This window comes from Amycolatopsis halotolerans, assembly GCF_042647905.1.
GTDB classification, from domain to species: Bacteria; Actinomycetota; Actinomycetes; order Mycobacteriales; family Pseudonocardiaceae; genus Amycolatopsis; species Amycolatopsis halotolerans.
This window is the reverse complement of the sequence record NZ_JBHRWI010000042.1, coordinates 113,556-137,967: the sequence shown is the minus strand read 5'-3', so window position 1 is coordinate 137,967 and position 24,412 is coordinate 113,556. Positions and strand designations below refer to the sequence as shown.

Genomic DNA, 24,412 nt, shown 5'->3' with positions numbered 1-24,412 from the left:
GCATCCGCACCGCACGGTTCTGACGAGGGGGACAAGACATGGCACGGCACGGCGGAGGCCATGGCGGCAGCCACGGCGGCGGCCACCACTCCGGGGGAACGGGGACGACGCATCCGCCGTCCCGCCCGAGCGGCAACCAGCCGCATCCCGGGGGCAACCAGCCGCACCCCGGCAATCAGCCGCCTCCTGGCGGGAATCAGCCGCACCCGGGCGGGAATCAGCCTGGCCACCCGGGCGGGAATCATCCGGGCGGCACCGGCCCGGACGGACGCCGTCCGTCCGGAGGGGACGACCAGACGCATCCGAGCGGCACCGGGGGAAACCCCGGCGACGACGGCAACGGCAGGCACCGCGGCCGGCACGGCGACGACAACGGACAGTCCAATGACGACGGCAACGGCCGGGACGGTCGGGATGGCCGCGACGGCCGGGACGGTCGCGACGGTCGCGACGGCCGGGACGGTCGCGACGGCCAGGACGGCGGCGACGAAGGCGGCGACGGCCGGGGTCGCGATCGCGGCAACGAGGGCGGCGACGAAGGCGGCGGCCGGGGAGGCGACGAGGGCGGCTCCGGCAGTGAAGGCGGCGACGGGGGCGGCGAAGGCGGCTCCGGCAGCGAGGGCGGCGAAGGGGGCGACGAGGGCGGCTCCGGCAGCGAGGGCGGCGAAGGCGGCGGCAACGGCGGCGAGGGCAATACCGGGGGTTCGGGCGGAGACCCAGGCGGGGTTCCCGGCGGCACCGGCGACTTCGACCGCGGCGATTCGATCGTCGAATTGCTGCAGCCGCCGGAAGACACCTCCGGCGAGGACGTCCAGGCGCTGGTGAAGGACGCCGGCGTCGAGGTGATGGCCGTCGAGTGGGTGTATCAGAAGTTCACCGGCACCACGCTCACCCAGCAGTTCATCGAACCGCTCACCGGCGACTTCTCGAAGATGTCGGCCGACGCCGAGGCGTGGCGCAACATCTCCGAGGCGATGAAGGCGTTCTCCGAGGTGATGGTCGCCAACGAGAAGACCGTCAGCGATTCCTGGCACGGCATGGCTTCCTTGGAGCACAAGGCTTACGTGCAGGCCGGGTGGCGGGCCGGGCTCGCCGCCGAGGCCGGGATCGCGTCGCTGATCGCCAAGGGTTTCGACCTGCTGTCGGACACGTCGAAGAAGCTCGCGGCCAAGGCGCTGGACCTGTTGAAGAGCCTGATCGACCGGCTGCTGGTGATGGCCGCGGAGGCGTGCGTCCCGATCGCGGGCTGGATCGCCGACGCGATCACCGCGTTCAGCGAACTGCTGCCGCTGATCAACGCCCTGATCTCGATCATCGAGATGATCCAGGACATCATCACGAAGGTCCAGGACATCTGGAACTCGATCAAGGACATCGGGTCGCAGCTGCAGAAGATCAAGGACGTCGGCAGCATCGGCGACCTCGTCGACATCGCGAAGAACATCGGCGGCGACGTCGGCGACATCAAGGACAACGCCAAGGGCATCGGCCAGGACGCCAAGGACGCCGTGCAAGCGGGCAAGGACGGCGTCAACGAGTCGCGTGAGGCGCACGCGGAGAACCGGCGCTCGCGCGAAGGCGACTCCGGGGACGAGGGCGGCGACCACCGGTCCGGCGACGAGGGCAACCGCCGCTCCGGCGACGAAGGCGACCGGCCGCAGGGCTCGGGCGACCGAGGGCAGGACCAGCGGTCCGAGCCGAACGGACAGCAGCACCAGCCCCCGCAGCACCAGCAGAACCACCAGCCTCCGCAGCAACCGAACCACCCGCCGGCGCAACCGAATCACCCGCCCGCGAACCACCCGCCGTCCCATCCGCCCCGTCGCTCGGCGAGCGGCCGGATCCACGGCCGCATCGACTAAGGAGGAACTGCCGAGATGTCCCAACCCGCGACCGCGGACGATTCGTGGAAGACGCCTGAGCTGCGGGAGGCCGAGGCCGCGCTCGACCGGACGGTCCGCAAGTCCCAGCAGCTGCTGAAGGACTTGGAGAAGATCAAGCTCCGCCCGCTGCCGAAAACCGACACCCCGGAGCGGATCGAGGCGATCAAGAAAGCCGCCTCGCGTCCGGACGCGCCCGCCCAGCTGCGCCTGGTCAAGCAAAAGGTCGACGCGGGCGAATTCACCTGGGAGGACGTCGCCGCGGGCCGGGCCTTCGCCGACCCCGAGGTCCGCGCTCTCGCCGACGAAAAGCTCAGCGAGGCCAAGGACATCCTCGAGGAACTGGAGGAGGGCCAGTCCCCCGAAGAAATCCTCGAGGCGCGCACCGGCGGCGCCGGGAACCCGTTGTCGGACAACGGACGCGCGACGTATCAGGACACGCCGGACAAGCCCGCCGGGTTCTCCGCCGCGGACCCGCTGGCGAGCAGCGGCCGCCCGCAGCCCCCGGCCCCGCCCGCGCCGGGTCCCGCGGAGTACTCGAACGAGAATCCGCTCGCCGACCGGACGCCGCCGCCTCCCCCGGCTCCGGCTCCGCCGAAGGAAGAACCACCCGCTCCTCCCGCTCCGCCTCGGCATCGCGCGCCGGAACCGCAGCCGGAGGACGATTTCGCCGATCCCCTCGCCGACCGAGGCGACCGGCCGAAGCGGTCCGCGCCCCAGCCGCCGCCGTCTCCGGGCCGCCGTGCCCGACGTCAGGACTCCGGCGATGACGACGACTACTTCGGCGGTTCGTTCCTCAGCTGAACCCCGCTCCGCTCTCGCCGAAGTCCGTGAGGGGAACCCTGAGGGACTCTGATTCCCTCAGGGTTCCCCTCACGGACCTCAGCCCACCACGCACGAAACGAGGCCCCCGCCCAACCCGGGCGAGGGCCTCGTTTCCGTCGCGATGCTCAGGACTTCTCGGACTTGCCGTTCTCCCCGGAGGAGGAGCCCGCGTCCACAGTGTCCTCCGAAGCCTTCTCGTCCGGTTCCGGCTTCTCGCCCGCGTCGTCCGAAGTGGACTCGACGGCGGCGTCCCGTTCGTCTCCCTTGCTGCGCAACGTCTCCGGGGCCTCGCGCGGGCCACGCTTGGCCGCGACGACGAAGTAGGCCATCGCGCCGACGAACAGCAGGATCGACACCCACACGTTGACCCGCAGGCCGAGGATGTGGTTGGCGTGGTCGGAGCGCAGCAGTTCGGTCCCGCAGCGGCCGACGGTGTAGCCCGCGACGTAGAGCGCGAACGCGCGGCCGTGGCCGAGCTTGAACTTGCGGTCCGCCCACACCACGAGCAGCGCGATGAGCAGGTTCCAGACCAGCTCGTACAGGAACGTCGGATGCACCGGGCTTTCCGGCAGCGGGATGTGCCCGGTCGCGACGCCGCCGAGGGCGTCCGGGGCTCCGGTGGCCGGGTCGAAGCGCTGGTAGATCTCCAGGCCCCACGGCAGGTCGGTGTGCCCGCCGTACAGCTCCTGGTTGAAGTAGTTGCCGAGCCGCCCGATCGCCTGCGCGACGATGATGCCGGGCGCGATCGCGTCGGCCATCGCGGGCAGCGGGATCCCGCGGCGCCGGCAGGCGATCAGCGCGCCGACCGCGCCGAGCGCGACCGCGCCCCAGATGCCGAGGCCGCCGTCCCAGATGGCGAAGGCGTTCCAGGGGTTCTTGCCCTCGGTGAAGTACAGCTCGGGGTCGGTGATGACGTGGTAGAGCCTGCCGCCGACCAGGCCGAACGGCACCGCGAACACCGCCATGTCGAGCACGGTGCCCTTCGTGCCGCCCCGGGCCTCCCAGCGCCGCTCGCCCCACCAGATCGCGACGATGATGCCGGCGATGATGCAGAGCGCGTACGCCCGGATCGGGATCGGGCCCAGGTGCCAGACGCCTTGGTCGGGGCTCGGGATCGTGGCCAGGAACGCTGCGGAGTACACGCGGCCACCGTAGCGCGTCGGGCTCCGGTCGTGGTCCGGGTGCCGCGGAACCCTTAGTCAAGACCCGGTCACAGCCCGGTCACGGCCGTCCAGGGTCACACTGTGTACTGCGGGTCGGACGCCGCGGCCAGGTATCCGGCCAGCAGCGCGTCCGCGACCTGGCCGACCGCGGCGTCCTCGGGCAGGAACGTTTCGCCGTGCAGGCTGGGCGCGCCCGCGGTCTCGCCGAGGCCGACGAACAGCATCAGGCCGCGGACGCCGTCGCCGCAGTAATGCGCGAAATCGTCCGCGCCGAAGGACCGGAAATCGACGTCGACGTCTACGTCCGCGCGTTCGAGCCAGATCCGCGCGGCCGCGGCCAGCGCTGGATCGTTGACCAGGACGGGCTCGCACGGGCTGATCCGGAGGTCTGCAGTGCAGCCGTACGCGCGGGCGGTGGCGTGCACGACCTCGTCGAGCGCCGCCAGCGCGCGTTCGCGGTCGCTCGCGCGCATCAGCCGCAGCGAACCGAAGGCCGACGCCGTGTTCGGCACGACATTTGCCGCCGTGCCCGCGCTGAGCCTCCCGATCGTGCAGACCGCGCCGTGCATCGGGTCGATCCGGCGGCTCGCTACCTGCTGCAGGCTCACCACCAGTTGGCTGAGCGCCAGCACCGGGTCGCGCAGCAGGTGCGGATATCCGGCGTGGCCGCCTTGGCCGTGCACCACGACCTCGAACTCGTCGGTGGACGCGTTCACCGGCCCGGGCGCGGCCGAGACGACGCCGTACGGCAGCCGCGGCTGGACGTGCGCGCCGATCACCGTGTCGATACCGCGCTCTTCCAGAATGCCCGATTCGACCAGGTCGAGCGCTCCGGACGGAGACGTTTCCTCGCGCGGCTGCAGGATCGCGAACAGCGGACGCGGGAGCTCGACGCGCCGCGCCGCCCGGCAGACCGCGGTCAGGGCGGCGAGGTGGACGTCGTGGCCGCAGGCGTGCATCAAGCCGGTCTTCGCGGCCCATTCGACGCCGGTGCGCTCGACTACCGGCAGAGCGTCCAGCTCGGCGCGCAGGGCTACGGCTGGGCCCGGGTGGGGTGCGGAGATCTCGATGAGCCGCCCGGTCTTCGCGACCTGCTCGCCCTCGCCTAGCGCGGCAGCCACAAGCCGGGCGGTGTCGTCCTCGTCGCCGGACACACGCGGATCGGCGTGAATCCGGTGCCGCAGTTCAACCGCGGCAGGCAGTTCCTCTGCTAGCGCCGCGCGCCAGGCCTCGACCAGATCGTTCATGCCCGCTCCAGCCCGTAGATCCTGGCCGCGTTCTCATGCCCGGCCAAGCGGGCCAGCCGGATCGCGTCCACTTCGGACAGTGCGTCCGCGGCGAGGGCGGTGCGCAGGAAGTCGGACAGTCCTTGCCGGAACAGCGCGGTGCCCAGGTGATACAGCTCGGCCAGGCCGAACGCGTCGGTGGAGAACAGCAGTTTCCCGAACGGCGCCAGCTCCAGCGTCTCGGCCAGGATGGCGGGCGCGCGGAAGCCCGCGTTGTGCGTGATGAGGCCGACGTCGACGAAGACGTGCTCGAAGACCTGCGCGAGGTAGGCGGCGTTGCGGTGGAACGGATAATTGTGCAGCAGCAGGACCGGGACGCCCGCGTCGCGGGTCGCGCGCAGCAAACCGGTGAGCCGCAAGGGATCGCAGCGGTGGAGGTCGACGTCGGAATCTCCGTAGCCGACGTGGAATTGCACCGGGAGCCGCCGGTCGATCCCGGACCAGATCAGGTGGCGGTGCAGGACCTCGTCGGCCAGCCGGACCGGTTCGCCCGCCTCGATCCGGGCCAGCCAGCGTCCGGCGGCGGCTTCGACCTCGGCCGGGGCCGGGCGTTCACCCGACAGCTCCAGCCCGACCCGGTACGCCGCGATGGACTTCACGCCGACCGCGTTCGTCCTGCGGCGGTCGAGTTCGGCGGCAAAGTCGTCGGCGAAACTGGCGGCGCTGCTCTCGCGGATGACATCTTCCGCGACCTGCTCCAGCCGGACGATGTCGTGCGCGCGGGCGTCGGCCAGTTCGGCGAAGTCCTTCGTGGTGGTGAGGGATTCGGGCAGGAAACCACCGTCCAGCAAGTAATCCGTGCTGCCCGTGCCGCGAAGGAACCGCCGGTTGACCTCCGCCGCGCCCAATTCGGCGCGGCGGGCGAGATAGTCGTCGGCCGGGGCGTGTTTCGGCAGGTCGAGGATCGGCGCGCAGCGTTCGCGCACGGACAGGCCGATCAGCGAGTCGAACAGCGACGTCCCCAGCGGCGACACGGTGTCCGCCTCGGTGAGCATCCGCTCGAACCCGTCGCGGTCGACGCCGCCGGTGCGGACGCCGTGACAGTGATGGTCGACCAGCGGCAGGTCCGCGACGAAATCGAGCAGTCCGGTCATGCCTCTCCTTCAGCGAGCCTCTCCCCCACCCTACGGGCGAATCCGGGCGCCGAGGCGACCACGACGACAGCCAGCACGAGCACCCCACCCGCCACGACCGGGAACCACCGCGCGGGGCCTTCGGTCGGATACGGCACGACGTTGACGTACACGGTGTAGCCGAGCAGAACCAGCGCGCCGATCGGGAAGGCCAAGTGCCACCACGGAACGCGCATCCGCCGTCGCACGAACAGCAGGAGGATCGCGCCGAGCGTGGTGAGCAGGTAGATGACTAACAGGATCAAAGTGCCGATGGATCCTGCCCAGGCGAAGGTGTCGTCGGCGGTGGCACCGAAGAACACCGCGCACACCAAGATGATCAGGGCCGCCGCGAGAGCAACCACGGTCACGGCGATGGCGGGAGTGCCTTTGGCGGAGATCCGGCCGATGCCGCGCCCGTCGAACGCGTCGCGGCCGAGGGCGAACAGCAGTCGCGAGCCGCCGACGACGCAGGCGAGGCAACAGCCGAACGCGCTGATCGCGGCACCCGCGCTGATGACGTCGCCGACCCATGGGCCGACGAAGCGGCTGCCGAGATCGCCCAGCAGCGACGGGGAATTGTGGAACGCCGTGGCGTCGCCGCCGAAGGCCATCATCTCGACGGCGGTCACGAGCACGAAGTAGGCGCCGCCGAAGATGGCCGTGCCGAGGATCGCGCGCGGGATGTTGCGGCGCGGGTCGCGGGTTTCCTCGCCGAGCGTCGCGGCGGCCTCGAAACCGGCGAACGACAGGAAACCGAACACCGCGCCGAGGAAAATGCCGGAGACTCCGGTGTCCGGTACGAAAACCTGCGGCGTGAACCGTCCGCTGGGCGCGTCTCCGGCGATCAGCCGGACCAGGATGACCACGGTGACCAGCAGGATGAGCGCGATGGTCGCGCCTTCGACGGCGAGCAACGTGCTGGTGCCGCGACGGGCCGGGGCGACCGCGAGGAGCCAGCTGCCGAGCAGCGCGACGGCGGTCAGCACGAACGGCCCCCACGACGGCGGGTGCGGCCAGATCCCGACCTGGGTCAGGAACGCCGTGCCCAGCACGCCCGCGGCGGAACTGGTGACCACGGCGTAGAAGGTGTAAGTGCCGAGCAGCCCGATGCCGGACACGACGCCCGCGCGCGGACCGAGGGTCGCGCCGACGAACGCGTAGACCGATCCCGCGTGCTGATAATGGCGGCAGAGCTGGACGAAGCCGTACGCGACCAGCAGCACCCCCGCCGCCGAGAGCAGGAACGCCAGCGGAACCGCGCGTCCGGCGGCCGTCGCTGTTTGCTGTGGATTGATGTTCGCGGCCATGCTGGGTGCCATGAGCGCGACGGACAGCCCGACGGCCTGCCAGACCGACAGGGTGCGCCGCAATTCGGGACGGTCTCCGGACACGGACGCGCTCCTTTCCCGAGGAGTACACAGTGAACCTTCCGAGCGGTGCGGAGAGCGAGCGCCGACCGGCTGAACTCTCTCGTGCGGTGCGGAAGAGCGCCTCGTTTCCCGTCAACCTCGATCGGCTGAACCTCTCATCCAGCGTTGAAGGAGCAAACCTTGTCGTCCCCCTTCTCGTCTTCGGCCAACCTCGACCGCGACCGGCTCGCCGAACTCGGCGCGGCGGCAGCCGGTCGGATGGAGCAGGCGGGCGTCGAGCTCGTCGCGCTGAGTTTCGTGGACAACTCCGGGATTTCGCGGGTCAAGGCGGTTCCGGTGGCGAGGCTGGCGACGGTCGCGGCGTGGGGCGTCGGCGCGTCGAACTCGTTCGACTTCTTCCTCGGCACCGACAGCATCGCTGACGGCGAGCATTCCCTCGGCCCAGTCGGCGACCTGCGACTGCACCCCGACCTCGACGCGCTCACTGTCCTCGCCGCCCAGCCCGGCTGGGCGTGGGCCCCGGCGTGGCGATACGACCAGGACGGGCACCAGCACCCGCAGGACACCCGGGGTCTCGCCGCGGCCGCCGTGGCACAGCTCGCCGACCGCGGCCTGACCGCGCGGATGGCCTTCGAACTGGAGTGGATCACGACGGACGCGGACGGGGTTCCGCTGCCCGGCCCGGCCTACGGCTACTCCCGGCTGAGCGCGAACCACGAGTATCTCCGCGCAATAGTGTCCACTTTGGACAAGTGTGGCGTGAAGGTGGAGCAGATCCACCCGGAATACGCGGCAGGCCAGTTCGAGCTGTCGATCGCCGCGACGGATCCAGTACGTGCGGCCGATTTAGCCGTGCTGACAAAGGAAACCGTGCGGACGGTGACCGCCGCGCACGGGCTGCGCGCGTCGTTCACCCCGAAGTTCGAACCCGGCGGCGTCGGCAATGGCGGACACGTGCACCTGAGCCTCTGGGACGGCGAACGGAATCTGTGCGCGGGCGGGACCGGGGCGTTCGGACTGACCTCGACCGCGGAATCCTTCGGTGCGGGCATTTTCCGCCGGTTGCCCGCGCTGCTGACCGTCGGCGCACCGTCGGTGGTCAGCTACCTGCGACTGGAACCGCACCACTGGGCAGGTGTGTTTACCGCGTGGGGACTGGAAAACCGCGAAGCACCGCTACGCCTGATCCGCGGCGCGGCCGGACAGCGCGACACAGCGGCGAACCTGGAGGTGAAGTGCTTCGACCTCACCGCGAACCCGTATCTGGTGGTGGCGGGACTGCTTTTCGCCGGTAAGGCAGGCATCGACGCTGCGGCACGCTTGCCAGAACCGGTCAGCGTGGACCCTGGCTCGCTCTCCCCCTCGGACGCCGCAGCGGCTGGAGTCGCCCGGCTGCCGCAATCGCTGTCGGAGGCGATCGCCGCGTTCGAGGCCGACGACGCGCTGCCGGACGCGTTCGGACCCCAGCTGGCCACGACGTTGGCGGACGTGCGTCGTGCCGAAGTGGCCGAGCTGGGGTCGCTGGAACCGGCGGAGTTGTGCCGGGTGATGCGTTTCCTGCACTGACCCGGTTCAACGCAGCAAGGCCGCCACCCGGGACTGCAGTTCGGGCAGCATCGCGTACAGCTTGTCGCCAGGGCAGTCGGTGTTGTAGAAGTCGCGGTGTCCCTTGATTTCCTTGACCGGGATGCCGTACTGGCGGCACACGTACGCCACGAACACCACCAGCGAATCGAACTGCGCCTTCGGCGGGGCGACCTGCATGTAGGTGCCCTCGTTCTCGATGCCGATCGCGTTGTCGTTCTGGCCGGGGCAATGCGCCGCGCGGACGATCTTCTTCCCGCTGCGCAACGCGTCCAGGCTGCCGTGGCGGCCTTCGAGACGGTAGCCGCCGCGGGAGACGGTGAAGTGCTGGCCGGTGTCGGACCAGCCGTTGTTGTCGATGTGGTCGGCCTGGTCGTTGCGCGCGACCTGGAACGCGTGCTCGAGCGAGTAGTCGGTGCTGTTGGGGCAGTCGATGTGGTGGATGAGCACGCGATTGGCCGGATGGTCGAGCGTGGTGAGCGGATCCGCGGGCGGGCGCGCACCCCACTCCGCACAGCTGTAGATGCGCGGCGCCGCCGCGGCGTGCGCGAGGCCGGGCAGCACGAGCCCCGCCGCCGCGGCAGCGCTCACGCCGGCCGCCCCGCGCAGGAACGTCCTCCGGGGAACCTGTCCGATGTCGAAAGCCATGCGCCGCACTGTGCGCGGACGGCGTACACGATGCGTACAACCGGCCGCTCAGGCGCGCAGGTTCAGCTCCGCGGGGAACGGTTCGGCCAGGGTGAGCACCCCGCCCTCGCTCTTCGCGTGCGGCAGGTAATCGCCTTCGGAGAGCGCGTACACGGTGGCGGCTTCCTGCTCCGGGTCGACGAGCAGGTAGTACGGGATGAGCGCTTCGGCGTAGAGGGCTTTCTTGAAGATCCGGTCCTGCACCCTGGTGGACGGCGATTCGATCTCCGCGGCCAGCAGCACCTCGGACGCCGGATACCAGGTCGTGGCCACGTCCGGGCAGGTGACGATCACGAAGTCCGGGATCAGCAACCGGCTTTCACCGCAGCGGACCGCGACGCCGGGGAGCAGCGCAGTGCCTTTGGGCAAGGCTGGCACCACTGCGAGCTGCAATCGCTGGAGCCACTGCTGGTGCAGCGCTGTCGGAGCCGGACCCATCACGAGGGTCCCGTCGACTCCTTCGATCCGGTTGCCGAGGAGCTGTTCGTTCGGCAGGGCGAGTACTTCCGCCAACCCCGGAGCCTCACCCGGGTTGATGTCGTTGGTCTGCATACCGAGAGAGTACGAATGACCACCGACAGTTTCCGGCGACCGACCCGAGATCAGGCCGGAGCAACCGCCTCGCGCACGCCCTGCGCCAGCTCCGAAGCCAGCTTCGCCACCCCGTCCGGACCGTCCGCCGCAGCCGTGACCAGCGCGGATCCGACGATCACCGCGTCGGCGAACCCGGCCACCTGCGCGGCCTGCTCCCGCGAACGGACCCCGAGGCCCACCCCGATCGGCAGCTCGGTGTGCTCGCGAGTCCGGCGCACCAGGTCCTCCGCGTGCACACCCACCGCGTCGCGGGCACCCGTCACGCCCATCACCGCGGTCGCGTACACGAAACCCGACGAGGCCGCCGTGGTCTTCGCCAGGCGTTCCTCCGACGACGACGGCGCGACCAGGAAAATCCGGTCCAACCCGTGCTCGGCGGACGCGGCCATCCACTCGTCGGCCTCGTCCGGAATCAAATCCGGCGTGATCAGGCCCAGGCCACCGGCGGACGCCAGGTCGCGCGCGAACGCGTCGACCCCGTAGCGGTGCACCGGGTTCCAGTACGTCATCACCACCGCGCGACCGCCGCGCGCCGACACCGATTCCACGACCTCGAACAGCTGCTTCAGCCGGAAACCGCTGGCCAGCGCCGCCTCGGCGGCCGCCTGGATGGTGGGGCCGTCCATGACCGGGTCGGAGTACGGGACGCCGACCTCGACCAGGTCTGCGCCGCCGTCGACGGTGGCGGCCAGCAGGTCTTTCGAGCCGTCCACGGACGGGAACCCGGCGGGAAGGTAGCCGACCAGCGCGGCCCGGTGTTCCGCCCGCGTCGCCGCGAACAGCTCGTCGAGGCCGCTCACTTGCCCTCCCCGTCCACGAGCCCGAACCACTGGGCCGCGGTGTCCATGTCCTTGTCGCCCCGGCCGGAAAGGTTGACCACGATCAGCCCGTCCGGGCCCAGCTCGCGGCCCAGTTCCAGGGCCCCGGCCAGCGCGTGCGCCGATTCGATCGCCGGGATGATGCCCTCGGTGCGCGACAGCAGCCGGAAGGCGTCCATCGCGGCCGCGTCGGTGACCGGGCGGTATTCGGCGCGGCCGGAGTCCTTGAGCCACGCGTGTTCCGGGCCGACTCCCGGGTAGTCGAGCCCGGCGGAGATCGAATGCGATTCGACCGTCTGGCCGTCCTCGTCCTGCAGCAGGTACGACATCGCGCCGTGCAGGTTGCCCGGGGTGCCCTTGGTGAGCGTCGCGCCGTGCCGGTTGCCCTCGATGCCCTCGCCGCCCGGCTCCAGGCCGACCAGCCGCACCGACGGGTCGTCGTAGAAGCCGGAGAAGATGCCGATGGCGTTGGACCCGCCGCCGACGCACGCCGCGACGACGTCCGGCAGCCGGCCCGCCTTCTCCAGGATCTGCGCCCGCGCCTCCTCGCCGATGACGTGGTGGAAGTTGCGCACCATCATCGGGAACGGGTACGGGCCGGCGGCGGTGCCGAAGAGGTAGTGCGTGGTGTCGGCGTTGGTGACCCAGTCGCGCAGCGCCTCGTTGATCGCGTCCTTCAGCGTCCGCGACCCGGTTTTCACCGGGATGACCTCGGCGCCGAGCAGCTTCATCCGCGCGACGTTCAGCGACTGGCGCTCGGTGTCGACCTCGCCCATGTACACGACGCAGTCGAGGCCGAGCAGCGCGCACGCGGTGGCCGTAGCGACGCCGTGCTGGCCCGCGCCGGTCTCCGCGATGACGCGCTTCTTGCCCATCCGGACGGTGAGCAGCGCCTGGCCCAGCACGTTGTTGATCTTGTGCGAACCGGTGTGGTTGAGGTCCTCGCGCTTGAGGAACACCCGCGCGCCGCCGGCGTGCTCGCCGAAGCGCTTGGCCTCGGTGAGCAGCGACGGACGGCCCGCGTACTCGGCGAGCAGCCGGTTCAGCTCAGTGGTGAACCCGGGGTCGTGGCGGGCCTTCTCGTACTCCGCCGCGACCTCGTCGACCACGCCGATCAGCGCTTCCGGCATGAACCGGCCGCCGTACGGGCCGTAGTAGCCGCGCTCGTCCGGGTCGTGCTTGCCGCGGTCGGTCACCGCGAGGGCCTCGGGCAGGCGGGGTGCGAACCGGCGGTGACGAGCTTGACGACCGCGCCCTTCGGGTCGCCGGAGGCCACCAGGCCCTCGCCGACGAGCACCGCGTCCGCTCCGTGGCCGGCGTACGACATCAGGTCGCCCGGGCCGCGGACGCCGGACTCGGCGACCTTGAACACGTCCATCGGCAGGCCGGGCGCGAGGCGGGAGAACACGTCGCGGTCCACTTCGAGGGTGTGCAGGTTGCGCGCGTTGACGCCGATGACCTTCGCGCCCGCTTCGAGCGCGCGGTCGGCCTCCTCGGCGTTGTGGATCTCCACGAGCGCGGTCATGCCGAGCGATTCGACGCGGTCGAGCAGCGCGGCGAGCGCGTTCTGCTCCAGCGCGGCGACGATCAGCAGGACCATGTCCGCGCCGTGCAGCCGGGCCTCGTGCACCTGGTACGGGCTGACGACGAAGTCCTTGCGCAGCACGGGAATGTCGACCGCGGCGCGCACCGCGTCGAGGTCGGCGAGCGAGCCGCCGAAGCGGCGCTGCTCGGTGAGCACGCTGATCACGCGCGCGCCGGCGTCCTCGTAGTCCCGCGCCAGCGCGGCCGGATCGGGAATCGTGGCCAGCTCGCCCTTGGACGGGCTGCGCCGCTTCACCTCGGCGATGACGCCGATGCCGGATTCGCGCAGCGCCGCCATCACGTCACGCGGCGGGACGGCCTTGGCCGCCCTGGCCTTCAGTTCGTCGAACGGCAGGGCGGATTCCCGCTGCGCGAGATCCTCGCGCACGCCGGCGACGATGTCTTCGAGCACGCTCATCGGACGCCCCTACCCGCTGCCGCACTCCTGGGTCCACTCGCAAGCTCGCTCACAAAAACCTTCCCCTTCCCGCCGAAACGATGCTAACCCCCGCTCGAGGACCGGCCGGTTCCGGGTTGCTCAGCGCCGCGAATCCCCGCCGTCGGTCGGGTCGTCGCCCTCCGACAGCGCCTCCCACAGCTCGGTGTCCGGATCCTTCCGCGCCGCCTTGGCCCCCGGTGCGGCGTAACGGGCGCCGAGCTTGCGCGCGGCTCCCGCCCACTTGATCGCTGCCAACCCGCCGAGTGCGACAAGAATTCCGCCCAGCACCGCGATCAGGTGGCCGAGCACGATTTCCGTGCCCGGCAGCCCGGGCGCGAACCCGCCGAACTCGATCCCGTCGACGCCGCTCCAGACGCCCGCCGCACCGGCGAGCACCAGCACGATCCCGAGCACGCGGCGCAGCCAGCCGCCGGTGGCGATGGCCCCGGCGACGCCCGCGAGCGCGAGGATCGCGAGCGGCACGAGCGCGGTGGAGCGCTGTTCGCCGGGTTCGGTGTACAGCACGGTGCCGCGCACGCCCTCGTCGCGGAATTCGGCGAACCACACCATCCGGGACGCGCCCCAGAGGGCCAGCGCGCCGAGCAGGAGGGCGAGGATGATCGTCCACAGTGGACGGCGGGCGGACGCCGCGGCGGGTTCGGGCGCCGTCGGCGATTTCCCGCTGTCCGAGGACGCTTCGGCAGCGGTTTTCCCCGCGCCAGAAGATTTTTCACCGACATCCGCCGGGCGGACCGCGTCCTCTCGCGCCTCGGCGCCGCCGCGCCGTGGTTCCGCCTCCCCGGACCGCTCAGACACCGGCCGCGTCCTCGGCCGGGTCCAGCTCGCCCGCCGGGATCATCGTGCCCGCCGCGGCGATCGCGGACAGCACGGTGCGGGCCTTGTTGAGCGATTCGGTGTCCTCGTAGTCCGGGACCGAGTCCGCGACCACGCCGCCGCCCGCCTGGACGTAAGCCGTCCCGTCGAGCATCAGCGCCGTGCGGATGGCGATCGCGGTGTCCGCGTCGCCCGCGAAGTCCAGGTAGCCGACGACGCCGCCGTACAGCGCTCGGCGCACCGGTTCCAGCTCCTCGATCAGCTGCATCGCGCGCACCTTCGGCGCGCCGGACAGCGTGCCCGCCGGGAAGCAGGCGGTGACCGCGTCGAACGCTGTGGCGTCGTCCTTCAGCTCGCCGGTCACCGTGGACACGATGTGCATGACGTGGCTGTAGCGCTCGATCTGGAAGAAGTCGACCACGTGCACGGTGCCCGGCTTGCAGACCTTGCCGAGGTCGTTGCGGCCGAGGTCGACGAGCATCAGGTGCTCGGCGCGTTCCTTCTCGTCCGCGAGCAGGTCCTTGGCCAGCTGCGCGTCCTCCTCCGGATCCGCGCCTCGCCAGCGGGTGCCCGCGATGGGATGCGTGGTGGCGCGGCCGTCGCGGACCGTCACCAGCGATTCCGGGCTGGAGCCGACGATGTCGAAGCCCTCCAGCCGCAGCAGGTACATGTACGGGCTCGGGTTGGAGGTGCGGAGCACGCGGTACACGTCGAGCGCGTCGGCTCCGGTCTCGATCTCGAACCGTTGCGACGGCACGACCTGGAACGCTTCGCCGGCCTTGATCGCCTCGACCGCCTTGTCGACGGCCGCGTGGAAGTCCTCCTTGGCGCGGTGGCGGCGGAACTCGGGCACCGGCCGGTCGAACGTCGCGACGGTCGGCGGCGCGGGCACCCGCAGCTGCTCGGTCATCGCGGACAGCCGGGCCAGCGCGTCGTCGTACGCGGCGTCCACGCGCTCGGCCGAGTCGTCCCAGTTGACCGCGTTGGCGATCAGCGTGACGGTGCCCTCGTGGTGGTCGAACGCGGCGAGGTCGGTGGCGAGCAGCATGGTCAGCTCGGGGATGTCGAGGTCCCGTTCGGCCAGCTCGGGCAGCTTTTCCAGCCAGCGCACGGAATCGTAGCCGAGGTAGCCGACCATTCCGCCGGTCAGCGGGGGCAGGCCGGGCAGCGGTTCGGTGTGCAGCGCCTCGACGGTCGCGCGCAGCACCTGCAGCGGGTCGCCCTCGGTGGGCAGGTTGTCCGGCGGGGTGCCGGTCCAGACCGCTTTGCCGCCCGAGACGGTGAGCGCCGCCGGGCTGCGCACGCCGATGAACGACCAGCGCGACCACGATTTCCCGTTCTCGGCCGATTCGAAGAGGAAGGTGCCGGGCCGGTCGGCGGCGAGCTTGCGGTAGATCCCCAGCGGGGTCTCGCCGTCGGCGAGCACCCGGCGCACCACGGGGATCACGCGGCGGCTTTCGGCCAGCGCGCGGAAGTCGGCGCGGGACGGGCTGACCGGGCCGGGCCCGGCCGTGGACGTGGCTGCTGAGCTGACCATGCGTCTCATTGTGCCGCTACGGCCGCGTCCGCCGGTCAGCGGGCTCTCAATTCAATGACTGTTGAATTCGAGGCGGCGACCGGTCAAGATGGACTGGTGAGCACCGAAGACACTACCGCCCGCCGCCGCGGCCGCCGCCCCGCTGGTCAGGACACCCGCGCGGTCCTGCTCGAAGCCGCCCGCGCGGTATTCGCCGAGAACGGCTACGAACGCGCGACGGTCCGCTCCATCGCCGCGCGCGCCGGCGTCGACGCGGCCATGGTCAACCACTGGTTCGGCGGCAAGGAAGGCCTGTTCGCGCAAGCGGTGCTGAAACTGCCGTTCGAACCGGCGGAACTGGTCACGGTCCTGCGCGACGGCCCGGTCGACGAGCTGGGGGCCCGGATCGCGCACACTTTTCTGACCCGCTGGGACGGCGTCGGCGGCGACACGTTCCAGGCGCTGATCCGCAGCATCGCCAGCCATGAGGCGGCGAGCACGGTGCTGCGGGAGTTCTTTTCGCAGTTTTTCACCACGCTGCTGAGCGAGACCGGCGTTGACCGGCGGGAGCTGCGGGTGGCGTTGTGCGCGTCGCAGCTGGTGGGGATGGGGCTGGTCCGGTACGTGGCCCGGTTCCCGCCGATGGTGGAGGCGGAGGTGGACACATTGATTACCGCAGTGGCGCCGACGTTGCAGCGTTATCTCACCGGGGATATCGACTAGCGCGACAGCAGCAAAAAGACCAGCGCGAGCCCACCCGGCAGCACCTGCACGAACAGAATCCGCTTCGACGCCGTCGCGGCGCCGTAGAGACCGGCCACGATCACGCACGCCAGGCCGTACAGCTTCAGCTGGAAGCCCGCCGGGTCAGCGGCGATCAGCCCCCAGATCAGCGCGGCGGCGAGGAAACCGTTGTACAGCCCCTGGTTCGCCGCCAGCGTCTTGCTCTCGCGGGCGAATTCCTCGGTGGTGCCGAACGCCGCGCGCGCCCGCGGCGTGGTCCACAGGGCCATCTCCAGCACGACGATGTACAGGTGGATCAGGGCGACGAGCCCGATCAGCACGTTCGCGACGACGGTCATCACGCGCTCTCGTCCGCGAGCAGCAGCCGTTCGCCGGTGTCGAAGCAGGTGTGCGTCCCGGTGTGGCAAGCCGGGCCGGTCTGGTCCACCCGCACCAGCACCGTGTCGCCGTCGCAGTCGACGCGGACCTCTCGCACGTGCTGGACGTGGCCCGAGGTCTCGCCCTTCACCCACAGCTCCTGCCGGCTGCGCGACCAGTACGTCCCGCGGCGCGTGGTGAGCGTGGAGTCCAGCGCGTCGTCGTTCATCCACGCCATCATCAGCACGTCCGACGTCGCGTGGTCCACCACGACCGCGGCGATCAGTCCGTCGGCGTTCCACTTCAGCCGGGCGGAAAGTTCCGGCGAGAGGCTCATCGCACGACCACCCCGCCGGTGCGCAGTGCGCCCTTCACGTCGCCGATCGTCAACTGTCCGAAGTGGAATACACTCGCCGCCAGCACCGCGTCGGCGCCGGCTTCCACGGCGGGCAGGAAGTGTTCGGTCGCGCCCGCGCCGCCGCTGGCGATCACCGGGACTCGCACCGCTTTGCGGACCAGGTCGATCAGTTCGAGGTCGAAGCCGGTTTTGGTGCCGTCCGCGTCCATCGAGTTGAGCAGGATCTCGCCCACGCCGAGCTCCTCGCCGCGCGCGGCCCATTCCACCGCGTCGATTCCGGTGCCGCGCCGGCCGCCGTGCGTGGTGACCTCGAAGCCGGACGCCGTCGGTTCGCCGCCTTCGGGCACGCGCCGCGCGTCGACGGACAGCACGACGCATTGTGCCCCGAACCGGCGCGACGCCTCGTGCAGCAGCTCCGGGCGCGCGATGGCGGCCGTGTTGATGCTGACCTTGTCCGCACCGGTGCGCAGGAGCCGGTTGACGTCGTCGGTCGAGCGCACGCCGCCGCCGACGGTGAGCGGGATGAAGATCTGCTCGGCGGTGCGGCGGACCACGTCGAAGGTGGTTTCGCGGTCGCCTGAGGACGCGGTGACGTCGAGGAAGGTCAGCTCGTCCGCGCCCTCGGCGTCGTACCGGCGCGCGAGCTCCACCGGGTCGCCCGCGTCGCGCAGGTCGGCGAAGTTGACGCCCTTCACGACCCGGCCCGCGTCGACGTCGAGACAGGGAATCACCCGAACCGCCACAGCCATGTGCTCCAGCCTAGTCGGCCGCTCACCCAAGCCCGCCGCGACGGCTTCGTCACTAATTTTCGGATCCGATGCATCAAAACCGCACCCTCGCGCGTCTCATGATCGTGACCATCGGTTTCGACGATTTCGTGGCGGAACGCCTCGACGGGCTGCTGCGCTACGCGACCGTCCTCGCCGACGACCCGCATCTGGCGCAGGACATCGTCCAAGACGTGCTCCTGCGCGCCCAGCAGCGCTGGTCGAAGATCGATTCGCCGCCCACCTACGTCCGCCGGATGATCACCAACGAGTACCTCTCGTGGCGCCGCCGCGCCGCCCGCCGCGTGGTCCCGTCGAACCATTCGGTGCTCGATTCCCTGGGACCGCCGACCGCCGATCCCAGCACCGCCTACGACGAACGCGACGAAATGCTCGCCTTGCTGGCCACGCTGCCGCGGAAACAGCGCGCCGCGGTCGTGCTCCGCTACTACGAGAACTACACCGACGCCGAAATCGCCGACTTCCTCCGCTGCGGCGTCTCGACCGTGCGCAGCCAAATCTCGCGCGCACTGGCGACACTGCGCGCCGGTATGCCCTCGTTGCCGTCCGTCCTCACCACCGGAGCAGGAGAATGACCCCGTCGAACGAGACCGAGACGCTGGTGCGCGACAGCCTCGAACGGCTCGCGGAGCAGGCGCCGGACGGCAATGAGGTCCTCAACGCGCTCGCGCGGGCCCGGCAACGCCAGCACCGGCGCCGTCCTCGCCTCGCGCTCGCCGCCGCGGCCGCCGCGGTGATCGCGGTCGCCGCCGGGGTGCCGCTGGTGGTCAACGCCGTCACCGATGTGCCCGCGCAGCTCACGCCCGCCGCCGGACGGCCGGTGCTCGCGTACACGCCGGGCTGGCTGCCGGACGGCTTCACCGAGCAGTACCGCTCAGGCGGGCCCGGAAACACCGCGCAGGTGCGGCAATGGCAGGCCGGGGCGAGCCGGGTGGAAATCGCGGCGCACTCCACGGCCGATCCGGAATGGGCGCAGACCGCGCTGCGCATCTCGGCGTTGAAGGACCAGGTCGTGGTGCACGGACGGGTCGCCATGGTGACCGGGCCGAGCGACACGATCGCGACGCTGACCTGGATGCCGGACGACCGCCACGTGCTGACCGCGAAGGTGGAAGGCGTCCCGGACGCGCGTGCGGCGGCTGAGCAAGTGGCCGATTCGGTCACCCAGGAACCCGTGCTGGTCCGCGGCGAGGCGCGGTTCGGACCGCTGCCCGCGGGTATGCGCGAAGAAGCCACGACGGTGCGCGGCAGCGACTCGGGCAACGCGACGACCGTGCTCGACGCCGGCGGCCCGGCGGGCAAGGTGCGCGTGACGGTCGGCAGCGGGTCCCCGGCTCTCGGCGGGTCCGGACCGGTGCGAGTGCGCGGCTTGCCCGGGGCTTACGTGCCCGCCTCCGGACCGGCCGACGCGCAGGTCACCGTGCGGTTGTCGGCCGGACGCTGGCTGACTGCCTCCGGCCGGTTGCCGCGCGAACAGCTCGTCGCGGTGGCGGACGGGATCGTGCTCGATTCGGCACCGGATTACGCCTGGCTCGGCACCCGCTGACCGCTACCGTGAACGCATGTCCGACTTGGGGGAGTCTCGGAGCACGTTCTCGCGGATAGCGACCGCCGTCGGGATCGGCGCGGCGATCATCGCCGTTCTGGTGGCCTGGTGCGTCGGTGCCAACTATCTGGCCCAGCTGACCGCGGGCGAGCAGCTGACCTGCCGGTTGCGGAATCTCGTGCCGTGGTCGGGCTTGGGCGTGACGCTGTGGCAGGTGAGTTCCCTGGTGCTGTTCCTGCTCGCCGGAGCCGGAATCTCGGCGCTCCTCGGGCGAATCGGAGTGCGAAAGGCGGCTCTCGGCATTTGCGCGGCTCTGGTCATTCTGTTCACCTGGGGCTATGTCGCGGCGACCCACGTGGTGATGCACAAGGTGGCCGATCACGGCACGTCGGTCTCCGTGCCGACGACGCCGCCCGGCGGGCCGCAGCCTGTCGACCGCTGCCAAGGACTCTGACGCCGTCTACCGTGGAGCTATGTCCGAACTGGAGCGTCTCGGCGCCGAGAAGTACGTCGTGCTGACCACTTTCCGCCGCGACGGCCGCGCGGTCCCGACCCCGGTGTGGGTCTCCCGCGACGGCGACGAGCTGGTGCTGTTCTCCGAACGCACCGCGGGCAAGGTCAAGCGGATCCGCAACAACGGCGAGGTCCGGCTGCAGGCGTGCGACGTCCGCGGCCGCCGGGTGCACGGTGCCGAAGTGAACGGAACAGCGCGGTTGCTCGACGCCGCCGACAGCGACCGCGTCCGCGGCGTGATCGCCCGGGACTACGGCCTCGTCGGGCGGGTCACGATGTTCTTCAGCCGCCTCCGCGGCGGACCCGAGCGGACCATCGGGATCGGGATCAAACTCGCCGAGTGAGTCACCGGGCCTCCGCGCGGAGCCGGGCGCCCATCGCGGCCGAATCGTGGTCCGGCCCGCACCCCTCGACCAGGATCACCTCCCCCACCAGGTGGTCGGTGCGCAGGCGGAGGATCTTGCGGTAGTCCGCCGACGCGTACCACGCCTCAGCGGCGGCGAAGTCCGGGAATTCGATCATGACGGTCCCGCCCGGCCAGCTGCCTTCCAGCACGCGGGTGCGTCCGCCGTGGATCAGGAAACGGCCCTCGAACGGGTCGAGCGTCGCCTGGATCAGCTCCATGTACTCGTAGACCTCGGGGTCCACGGTTCCGGGCTGGCGCAGGTGGGCGATGGCGTAGGCGTTCATGTCCGGCTCCTCGGGTCGATTTCGTTGGCTGCCAGCCAATCCTGTCCGCTCCGGGGCACGGAGTCGATTACCTCGCGGGTAATCGATCAGCTCCCGTAGCGGGCCGTCAGCTCCCGTCCGATGCGGGCGAGTTCGGCACGGACCGACTCCGGTCCCACCACCTCGGCCAGGTCGCCCCACCCCGCCAGCTGCTCCGCGACCGAGCGCGCCCAGTGCGCCGCCACCTTCACCCGAACCCGCCCGTCCTGCTCCCCGACGACCTCGCAGTGCCGCCCGAAATGCGTCCGCAGCACGGACAAGTACCGCGCGTCGATCAGCACCGTCGCGGACACGAGCGAACGCCGCTGCTCCATCTCCGCCACGACCCGCGCCCACTGTTCCCGGAGATCGAAGTCGTCCGGCAGCGGCGAAGGCAGGTCCGTGGTTTCCGCCGCCGAGATCCGGTCGACGCGGAAAGTCCGTTGTCCCGCAACGGTTCCGGCGATGAGATACCAAACCCCGTCCTTGTCGGCGAGGCCGTAAGGATCGACTAGCCGCCCTTTGCCGCTGTAGTCGAACCGCACCTTCCGCCGCCCCACGACGGCCTGCTGCAGCGACTGGACGAGCGCGGGCGGCTCGCGATCCCGCTCGCCCCAGCCCGCAGGATCGGACACGACGGCTCGCGCGGCGGCTTCGGCATCAGCTCGGAACGTGGCGGGCAGCGCACGGACGAGCTTGCGCAACGCGGACGACAACTCCGGGCCGCCGGACGCCGCCGGGCCCAGCATCAGGAACAACGCCTGGGACTCGGCCGCGGTCAGCCCGCTGAGATCGGTGCGCGCCCCGCCGACGAGCGACCATCCGCCGCCGCGTCCGGGCTGCGGGTAGACCGGGATCCCGGCCGCCGACAATGCTTCCAGGTCGCGGCGGGCGGTCGCCACGGAGATCTCCAGGTCGTCGGCCAGCTCGGCAGCGGTCACCCGGCCGCGAGCCTGCAGCAGCAGGACGGCAGCGACAAGACGGTCAGCTCGCATGGTTTTGATTCTCTCTCTAAAAGTGCTCAGAAGATGAGCACTTTTAGAGAGAAGCTAGTTCCATCACCGAGCAGACAAGGAATCAGACATGCTTCGAGGACTCAGCACCGTCACCTTCTACTCCCCCGATTTCGAGGCGGCGAAGCGCTGGTACACCGACCTTCTCGGCGTCGCGCCGTACCTGGACACCCCGGCGTACCTGGAATGGCGCATCGGCGATTACCAGCACGAATTCGGCATCGTGCACAGCTCGTACGCCACCAGCGAACTCTCCCGGACCGCTGACCTCGCGACCGTCGGCCAGCCCGCGGGCGCGGTCGTTTTCTGGCACGTCGAGGACGTCGCGGCGACGCTGGAGCGAGTCGTCGCGATGGGCGCGAAGGTCCACGACACCCCGCGCGACCGCGGCACCGGGTTCATCACCGCGTCGGTGATCGACCCGTGGGGCAACGTCCTCGGGCTGATGTACAACCCGCACTACGTCTCCGTCCGGGAAACGCTGGTGCGGGCATGCTGATCTTCAGCGACGCCGCGTCGTGGCGGGACTGGCTGGCCGAGCACCACGATTCGGCCGCCGAGGTGTGGGTGGTGCTGGCGAAGAAGGGCGCGCCCGGCCTCACCTACGAGCAGGCGCTCCAAGAAGCGCTCTGCCACGGCTGGATCGACGGCCTGACCCGCCGCCGCGACAGCTCCACCTACACCCAGCGGTACACGCCGCGACGGCCGAAAAGCCCTTGGTCAGCACGAAACCTCGCCCGCGCGGAACTGCTCCGGAGGGAAGGCCGGATGCGGCCCGCCGGACAGCTCGCGCTCGACCGGGCCGCGTGATTTCCGTTGCCCAGCACCAATTCCCGCCGTCAGCGAACCGCGGCGAGAGCCTCCGGCAGGGTGAAAGCGCCCGCGTACAGCGCCTTCCCGACGATCGAGCCCTCGACGCCGTCCGAAGCAAGCCCGGCCAGCGCGCGCAGATCGTCCACACTGGACACTCCGCCGGAGGCGATCACCGGGGCGTCGGTGCGGGCGGTGACCTCGCGCAGCAGCTCCAGGTTCGGGCCGCGCAGCGTGCCGTCCTTGCTCACGTCGGTGACGACGTACCGGCTGGCCCCGTCGCGGTCGAGCCGCTCCAGGACCTCCCACAGGTCTCCGCCGTCGGACGTCCAGCCGCGCGCGGACAGCCGGTGCCCGGCCTCGGTGATCCGCACGTCGAGCCCGATCGCGACGCGGTCGCCGTATTCGGAGACGACCTTCGCCGTCCAGTCCGGGTCCTCGAGCGCCGCGGTGCCGAGGTTGACCCGGCGCGCGCCGGTGGCGAGCGCCGCCTCGAGCGACGCGTCGTCGCGGATGCCGCCGGAGAGCTCCACCTGCACGTCGAGCCGCTTGACGACGTCGGCGAGCAGCTCGCGGTTGCTGCCCTTGCCGAACGCCGCGTCGAGGTCCACCAGATGGATCCACTCGGCGCCGTCGCGCTGCCACTGCAGGGCCGCTTCGAGCGGGCTGCCGTAGGAGGTTTCGGTGCCCGCCTCGCCCTGGACGAGTCGGACCGCCTGGCCGTCGGCAACATCAACTGCGGGAAGGAGCGTGAAAGTCACGCGCACAGACTATGCGGCGGGGTCGGGCGCACCGTCCGGGGGATATGCGCTCGCCCCGACGGCACCGGCGATCTGGGCGGTACGGCGTGCGGCCTGTGCCGACAACGTGAGCAGCGGCACATCCTTTCTGCCGCAGCGGAGTTCCCGACCTCTTACGCCAGCGTGCCGAGCCAGTTGCGCAGCAGCCGCGCCCCCGCGTCGCCGGACTTCTCCGGGTGGAACTGGGTCGCCCACAGCGGACCGTTCTCCACCGCGGCGACGAAATCCTCGCCGTGGTTGGCCCAGGTCACCTTGGGCTGCTGGCCGGCGAGGCCGGAGTCCAGCTCCCACTTCCGCGCGGCGTAGGAGTGCACGAAATAGAACCGTTCCTCCGGGTCGATCCCGGCGAACAGCTGCGAATCGGCGGGCGCGCGGACGGTGTTCCAGCCCATGTGCGGGAGCACGTCGGCGTGCAGGCGCTCGACCGTGCCCGGCCACTCGCCGGTGCCCTCGGTCTCCTCGCCGTGCTCGACGCCGCGCGAGAACAGGATCTGCATGCCGACGCAGATGCCCAGCACCGGACGTCCGCCCGCCAGCCGTTTGCCGATGATCCGGTGCCCGTGCACGCCCAGCAGCCCGCTCATGCACGCGGAGAACGCGCCGACGCCGGGCACCACGAGGCCGTCGGCTTCGACCGCGGCGTGCGGGTCGGCGGTGACCTCCACCTCGGCGCCCGCGCGCGCGACGGCGCGCTCGGCGGAGCGGAGGTTTCCGGAACCGTAATCGAGGATCACCACACGAGACACGCGTCCGAGCCTAGTCCCCTGGAGAATTTCGTTCCGAGGCCGTTTCGTTCTCGCCCCGATCGGGTACCCATCACGCTATGCGTGGGCGCCGCCGGTGCCCCCGGACCCGGAAAGAGGACGAGATGTCCGAGTCCGATCTGCTGTGCCGGATGTTCCAAGCGTGGCGGGAAGACATCGACAGCGTGCCGTTCCCGCAGTTCAGGGAGCTGACCATCCCGCCGCAGAAGACCCGTGCGGAGATCGACCTGGCGCGCCGGCCGGCCGCGCGCACGGCGAACCCCGTGCGGCGCGCCGACACCGGCTGGTGACCGCGAGCGGTTGCCCGCTGCCGGAG

At 70.8% G+C, this 24,412-nt stretch carries 29 protein-coding genes; 11 read left to right on the top strand and 18 right to left on the bottom strand.

Features of this window, described 5'->3' with window-relative positions:
• The first annotated feature begins 38 nt into the window (after positions 1-38).
• Both ACFORO_RS31210 and ACFORO_RS31205 read left to right on the top strand, forming a co-directional pair.
• On the top strand, positions 39-1,862 hold the full coding sequence (locus ACFORO_RS31210; protein ID WP_377872743.1) for a hypothetical protein: 1,824 nt from the start codon (positions 39-41) through the stop codon (positions 1,860-1,862).
• A 15-nt stretch (positions 1,863-1,877) separates the two neighbouring features.
• Complete coding sequence (locus ACFORO_RS31205) at positions 1,878-2,684, top strand: hypothetical protein (RefSeq protein ID WP_377872744.1); 807 nt, start codon at positions 1,878-1,880, stop codon at positions 2,682-2,684.
• Between the two features lie 146 nt (positions 2,685-2,830).
• Here ACFORO_RS31205 and lgt read toward each other — a convergent pair whose 3' ends face one another.
• The 4 genes from lgt to ACFORO_RS31185 all read right to left on the bottom strand — a co-directional run bounded on the left by lgt (position 2,831) and on the right by ACFORO_RS31185 (position 7,660).
• Entirely contained in the window at positions 2,831-3,847 is a 1,017-nt protein-coding gene (gene lgt, locus ACFORO_RS31200; RefSeq protein ID WP_377872745.1) for a prolipoprotein diacylglyceryl transferase, read from the bottom strand.
• Between the two features lie 95 nt (positions 3,848-3,942).
• Positions 3,943-5,115 carry a M20 metallopeptidase family protein gene (locus tag ACFORO_RS31195; RefSeq protein WP_377872746.1) on the bottom strand — a complete coding sequence of 391 codons (1,173 nt, stop codon included), beginning with the start codon at positions 5,113-5,115 and terminating at the stop codon, positions 3,943-3,945.
• On the bottom strand, positions 5,112-6,248 hold the full coding sequence (locus tag ACFORO_RS31190) for an amidohydrolase family protein (protein WP_377872747.1): 1,137 nt from the start codon (positions 6,246-6,248) through the stop codon (positions 5,112-5,114). Before ACFORO_RS31190 ends, ACFORO_RS31195 begins: the two co-directional genes overlap by 4 nt.
• Positions 6,245-7,660, bottom strand: a complete 1,416-nt coding sequence (locus ACFORO_RS31185; RefSeq protein WP_377872748.1) for an APC family permease — start codon at positions 7,658-7,660, stop codon at positions 6,245-6,247. The genes ACFORO_RS31190 and ACFORO_RS31185 overlap by 4 nt, the downstream gene beginning before the upstream one ends.
• A gap of 237 nt (positions 7,661-7,897) precedes the next feature.
• On the opposite strand from ACFORO_RS31185, the gene ACFORO_RS31180 reads away from it, so the two are divergent.
• On the top strand, positions 7,898-9,205 hold the full coding sequence (locus ACFORO_RS31180) for a glutamine synthetase (protein WP_377872805.1): 1,308 nt from the start codon (positions 7,898-7,900) through the stop codon (positions 9,203-9,205).
• Positions 9,206-9,211: 6 nt separating this feature from the next.
• Here the strand turns inward: ACFORO_RS31180 and ACFORO_RS31175 are convergent, their stop codons facing one another.
• From ACFORO_RS31175 to ACFORO_RS31145, 7 genes are all read right to left on the bottom strand, one after another.
• Positions 9,212-9,871 (bottom strand): peptidoglycan recognition protein family protein, encoded by a 660-nt coding sequence (locus tag ACFORO_RS31175; RefSeq protein ID WP_344268106.1) that lies wholly within the window; start codon positions 9,869-9,871, stop codon positions 9,212-9,214.
• 48 nt (positions 9,872-9,919) lie between these two features.
• Positions 9,920-10,462 carry a Uma2 family endonuclease gene (locus ACFORO_RS31170; protein WP_377872749.1) on the bottom strand — a complete coding sequence of 181 codons (543 nt, stop codon included), beginning with the start codon at positions 10,460-10,462 and terminating at the stop codon, positions 9,920-9,922.
• A 50-nt stretch (positions 10,463-10,512) separates the two neighbouring features.
• On the bottom strand, positions 10,513-11,304 hold the full coding sequence (gene trpA, locus ACFORO_RS31165; protein ID WP_377872750.1) for a tryptophan synthase subunit alpha: 792 nt from the start codon (positions 11,302-11,304) through the stop codon (positions 10,513-10,515).
• A complete protein-coding gene (trpB, locus tag ACFORO_RS31160) occupies positions 11,301-12,518 on the bottom strand; it encodes a tryptophan synthase subunit beta (protein ID WP_377872751.1) in 1,218 nt (405 codons plus the stop codon). The genes trpA and trpB overlap by 4 nt, the downstream gene beginning before the upstream one ends.
• Positions 12,515-13,324 (bottom strand): indole-3-glycerol phosphate synthase TrpC, encoded by an 810-nt coding sequence (trpC, locus tag ACFORO_RS31155; RefSeq protein ID WP_377872752.1) that lies wholly within the window; start codon positions 13,322-13,324, stop codon positions 12,515-12,517. The genes trpB and trpC overlap by 4 nt, the downstream gene beginning before the upstream one ends.
• A gap of 120 nt (positions 13,325-13,444) precedes the next feature.
• Entirely contained in the window at positions 13,445-13,963 is a 519-nt protein-coding gene (locus tag ACFORO_RS31150) for a Trp biosynthesis-associated membrane protein (RefSeq protein ID WP_377872806.1), read from the bottom strand.
• Positions 13,964-14,153: 190 nt separating this feature from the next.
• Positions 14,154-15,716, bottom strand: coding sequence for an anthranilate synthase component I (locus ACFORO_RS31145; RefSeq protein WP_354737622.1), 1,563 nt, complete (start codon positions 15,714-15,716; stop codon positions 14,154-14,156).
• Between the two features lie 96 nt (positions 15,717-15,812).
• On the opposite strand from ACFORO_RS31145, the gene ACFORO_RS31140 reads away from it, so the two are divergent.
• The gene (locus ACFORO_RS31140) at positions 15,813-16,418 is read left to right on the top strand and encodes a TetR/AcrR family transcriptional regulator (RefSeq protein WP_377872753.1); all 606 of its coding nucleotides are present in this window, start codon (positions 15,813-15,815) and stop codon (positions 16,416-16,418) included.
• On the opposite strand, the gene ACFORO_RS31135 is transcribed toward ACFORO_RS31140, so the two are convergent.
• From ACFORO_RS31135 to hisF, 3 genes are read right to left on the bottom strand one after another with little or no spacing between them, the layout of a single operon-like run.
• On the bottom strand, positions 16,415-16,777 hold the full coding sequence (locus tag ACFORO_RS31135; RefSeq protein WP_354737626.1) for a DUF1304 domain-containing protein: 363 nt from the start codon (positions 16,775-16,777) through the stop codon (positions 16,415-16,417). The genes ACFORO_RS31140 and ACFORO_RS31135 overlap by 4 nt on opposite strands.
• The gene (gene hisI, locus ACFORO_RS31130) at positions 16,777-17,133 is read right to left on the bottom strand and encodes a phosphoribosyl-AMP cyclohydrolase (RefSeq protein WP_377872754.1); all 357 of its coding nucleotides are present in this window, start codon (positions 17,131-17,133) and stop codon (positions 16,777-16,779) included. The genes ACFORO_RS31135 and hisI overlap by 1 nt, the downstream gene beginning before the upstream one ends.
• Entirely contained in the window at positions 17,130-17,903 is a 774-nt protein-coding gene (gene hisF / locus ACFORO_RS31125; RefSeq protein WP_377872755.1) for an imidazole glycerol phosphate synthase subunit HisF, read from the bottom strand. The genes hisI and hisF overlap by 4 nt, the downstream gene beginning before the upstream one ends.
• Before the next feature lie 98 nt (positions 17,904-18,001).
• Here hisF and ACFORO_RS31120 point away from each other — a divergent pair, with 98 nt between their 5' ends.
• From ACFORO_RS31120 to ACFORO_RS31105, 4 genes are read left to right on the top strand one after another with little or no spacing between them, the layout of a single operon-like run.
• Complete coding sequence (locus ACFORO_RS31120) at positions 18,002-18,517, top strand: SigE family RNA polymerase sigma factor (RefSeq protein ID WP_354737632.1); 516 nt, start codon at positions 18,002-18,004, stop codon at positions 18,515-18,517.
• On the top strand, positions 18,514-19,488 hold the full coding sequence (locus ACFORO_RS31115) for a hypothetical protein (protein ID WP_377872756.1): 975 nt from the start codon (positions 18,514-18,516) through the stop codon (positions 19,486-19,488). Before ACFORO_RS31120 ends, ACFORO_RS31115 begins: the two co-directional genes overlap by 4 nt.
• Before the next feature lie 16 nt (positions 19,489-19,504).
• Positions 19,505-19,942, top strand: a complete 438-nt coding sequence (locus ACFORO_RS31110) for a hypothetical protein (RefSeq protein WP_377872757.1) — start codon at positions 19,505-19,507, stop codon at positions 19,940-19,942.
• A gap of 19 nt (positions 19,943-19,961) precedes the next feature.
• Entirely contained in the window at positions 19,962-20,345 is a 384-nt protein-coding gene (locus ACFORO_RS31105) for a PPOX class F420-dependent oxidoreductase (RefSeq protein ID WP_377872758.1), read from the top strand.
• A 1-nt stretch (position 20,346) separates the two neighbouring features.
• Here ACFORO_RS31105 and ACFORO_RS31100 read toward each other — a convergent pair whose 3' ends face one another.
• Positions 20,347-20,691, bottom strand: coding sequence for a DUF1330 domain-containing protein (locus ACFORO_RS31100; RefSeq protein WP_377872759.1), 345 nt, complete (start codon positions 20,689-20,691; stop codon positions 20,347-20,349).
• An 86-nt stretch (positions 20,692-20,777) separates the two neighbouring features.
• Positions 20,778-21,704 (bottom strand): helix-turn-helix transcriptional regulator, encoded by a 927-nt coding sequence (locus ACFORO_RS31095; protein ID WP_377872760.1) that lies wholly within the window; start codon positions 21,702-21,704, stop codon positions 20,778-20,780.
• An 88-nt stretch (positions 21,705-21,792) separates the two neighbouring features.
• Here ACFORO_RS31095 and ACFORO_RS31090 point away from each other — a divergent pair, with 88 nt between their 5' ends.
• Together ACFORO_RS31090 and ACFORO_RS31085 are read left to right on the top strand one after the other, a co-directional pair.
• On the top strand, positions 21,793-22,221 hold the full coding sequence (locus tag ACFORO_RS31090) for a VOC family protein (RefSeq protein ID WP_377872761.1): 429 nt from the start codon (positions 21,793-21,795) through the stop codon (positions 22,219-22,221).
• Positions 22,215-22,532 carry a YdeI/OmpD-associated family protein gene (locus ACFORO_RS31085; protein ID WP_377872762.1) on the top strand — a complete coding sequence of 106 codons (318 nt, stop codon included), beginning with the start codon at positions 22,215-22,217 and terminating at the stop codon, positions 22,530-22,532. Before ACFORO_RS31090 ends, ACFORO_RS31085 begins: the two co-directional genes overlap by 7 nt.
• Positions 22,533-22,561: 29 nt before the next feature.
• On the opposite strand, the gene priA is transcribed toward ACFORO_RS31085, so the two are convergent.
• Complete coding sequence (gene priA / locus ACFORO_RS31080; protein ID WP_116202272.1) at positions 22,562-23,293, bottom strand: bifunctional 1-(5-phosphoribosyl)-5-((5-phosphoribosylamino)methylideneamino)imidazole-4-carboxamide isomerase/phosphoribosylanthranilate isomerase PriA; 732 nt, start codon at positions 23,291-23,293, stop codon at positions 22,562-22,564.
• A 152-nt stretch (positions 23,294-23,445) separates the two neighbouring features.
• On the bottom strand, positions 23,446-24,069 hold the full coding sequence (gene hisH, locus ACFORO_RS31075) for an imidazole glycerol phosphate synthase subunit HisH (protein ID WP_377872807.1): 624 nt from the start codon (positions 24,067-24,069) through the stop codon (positions 23,446-23,448).
• A gap of 131 nt (positions 24,070-24,200) precedes the next feature.
• On the opposite strand from hisH, the gene ACFORO_RS31070 reads away from it, so the two are divergent.
• Positions 24,201-24,386 (top strand): hypothetical protein, encoded by a 186-nt coding sequence (locus ACFORO_RS31070; protein ID WP_377872763.1) that lies wholly within the window; start codon positions 24,201-24,203, stop codon positions 24,384-24,386.
• Positions 24,387-24,412 lie beyond the last annotated feature (26 nt).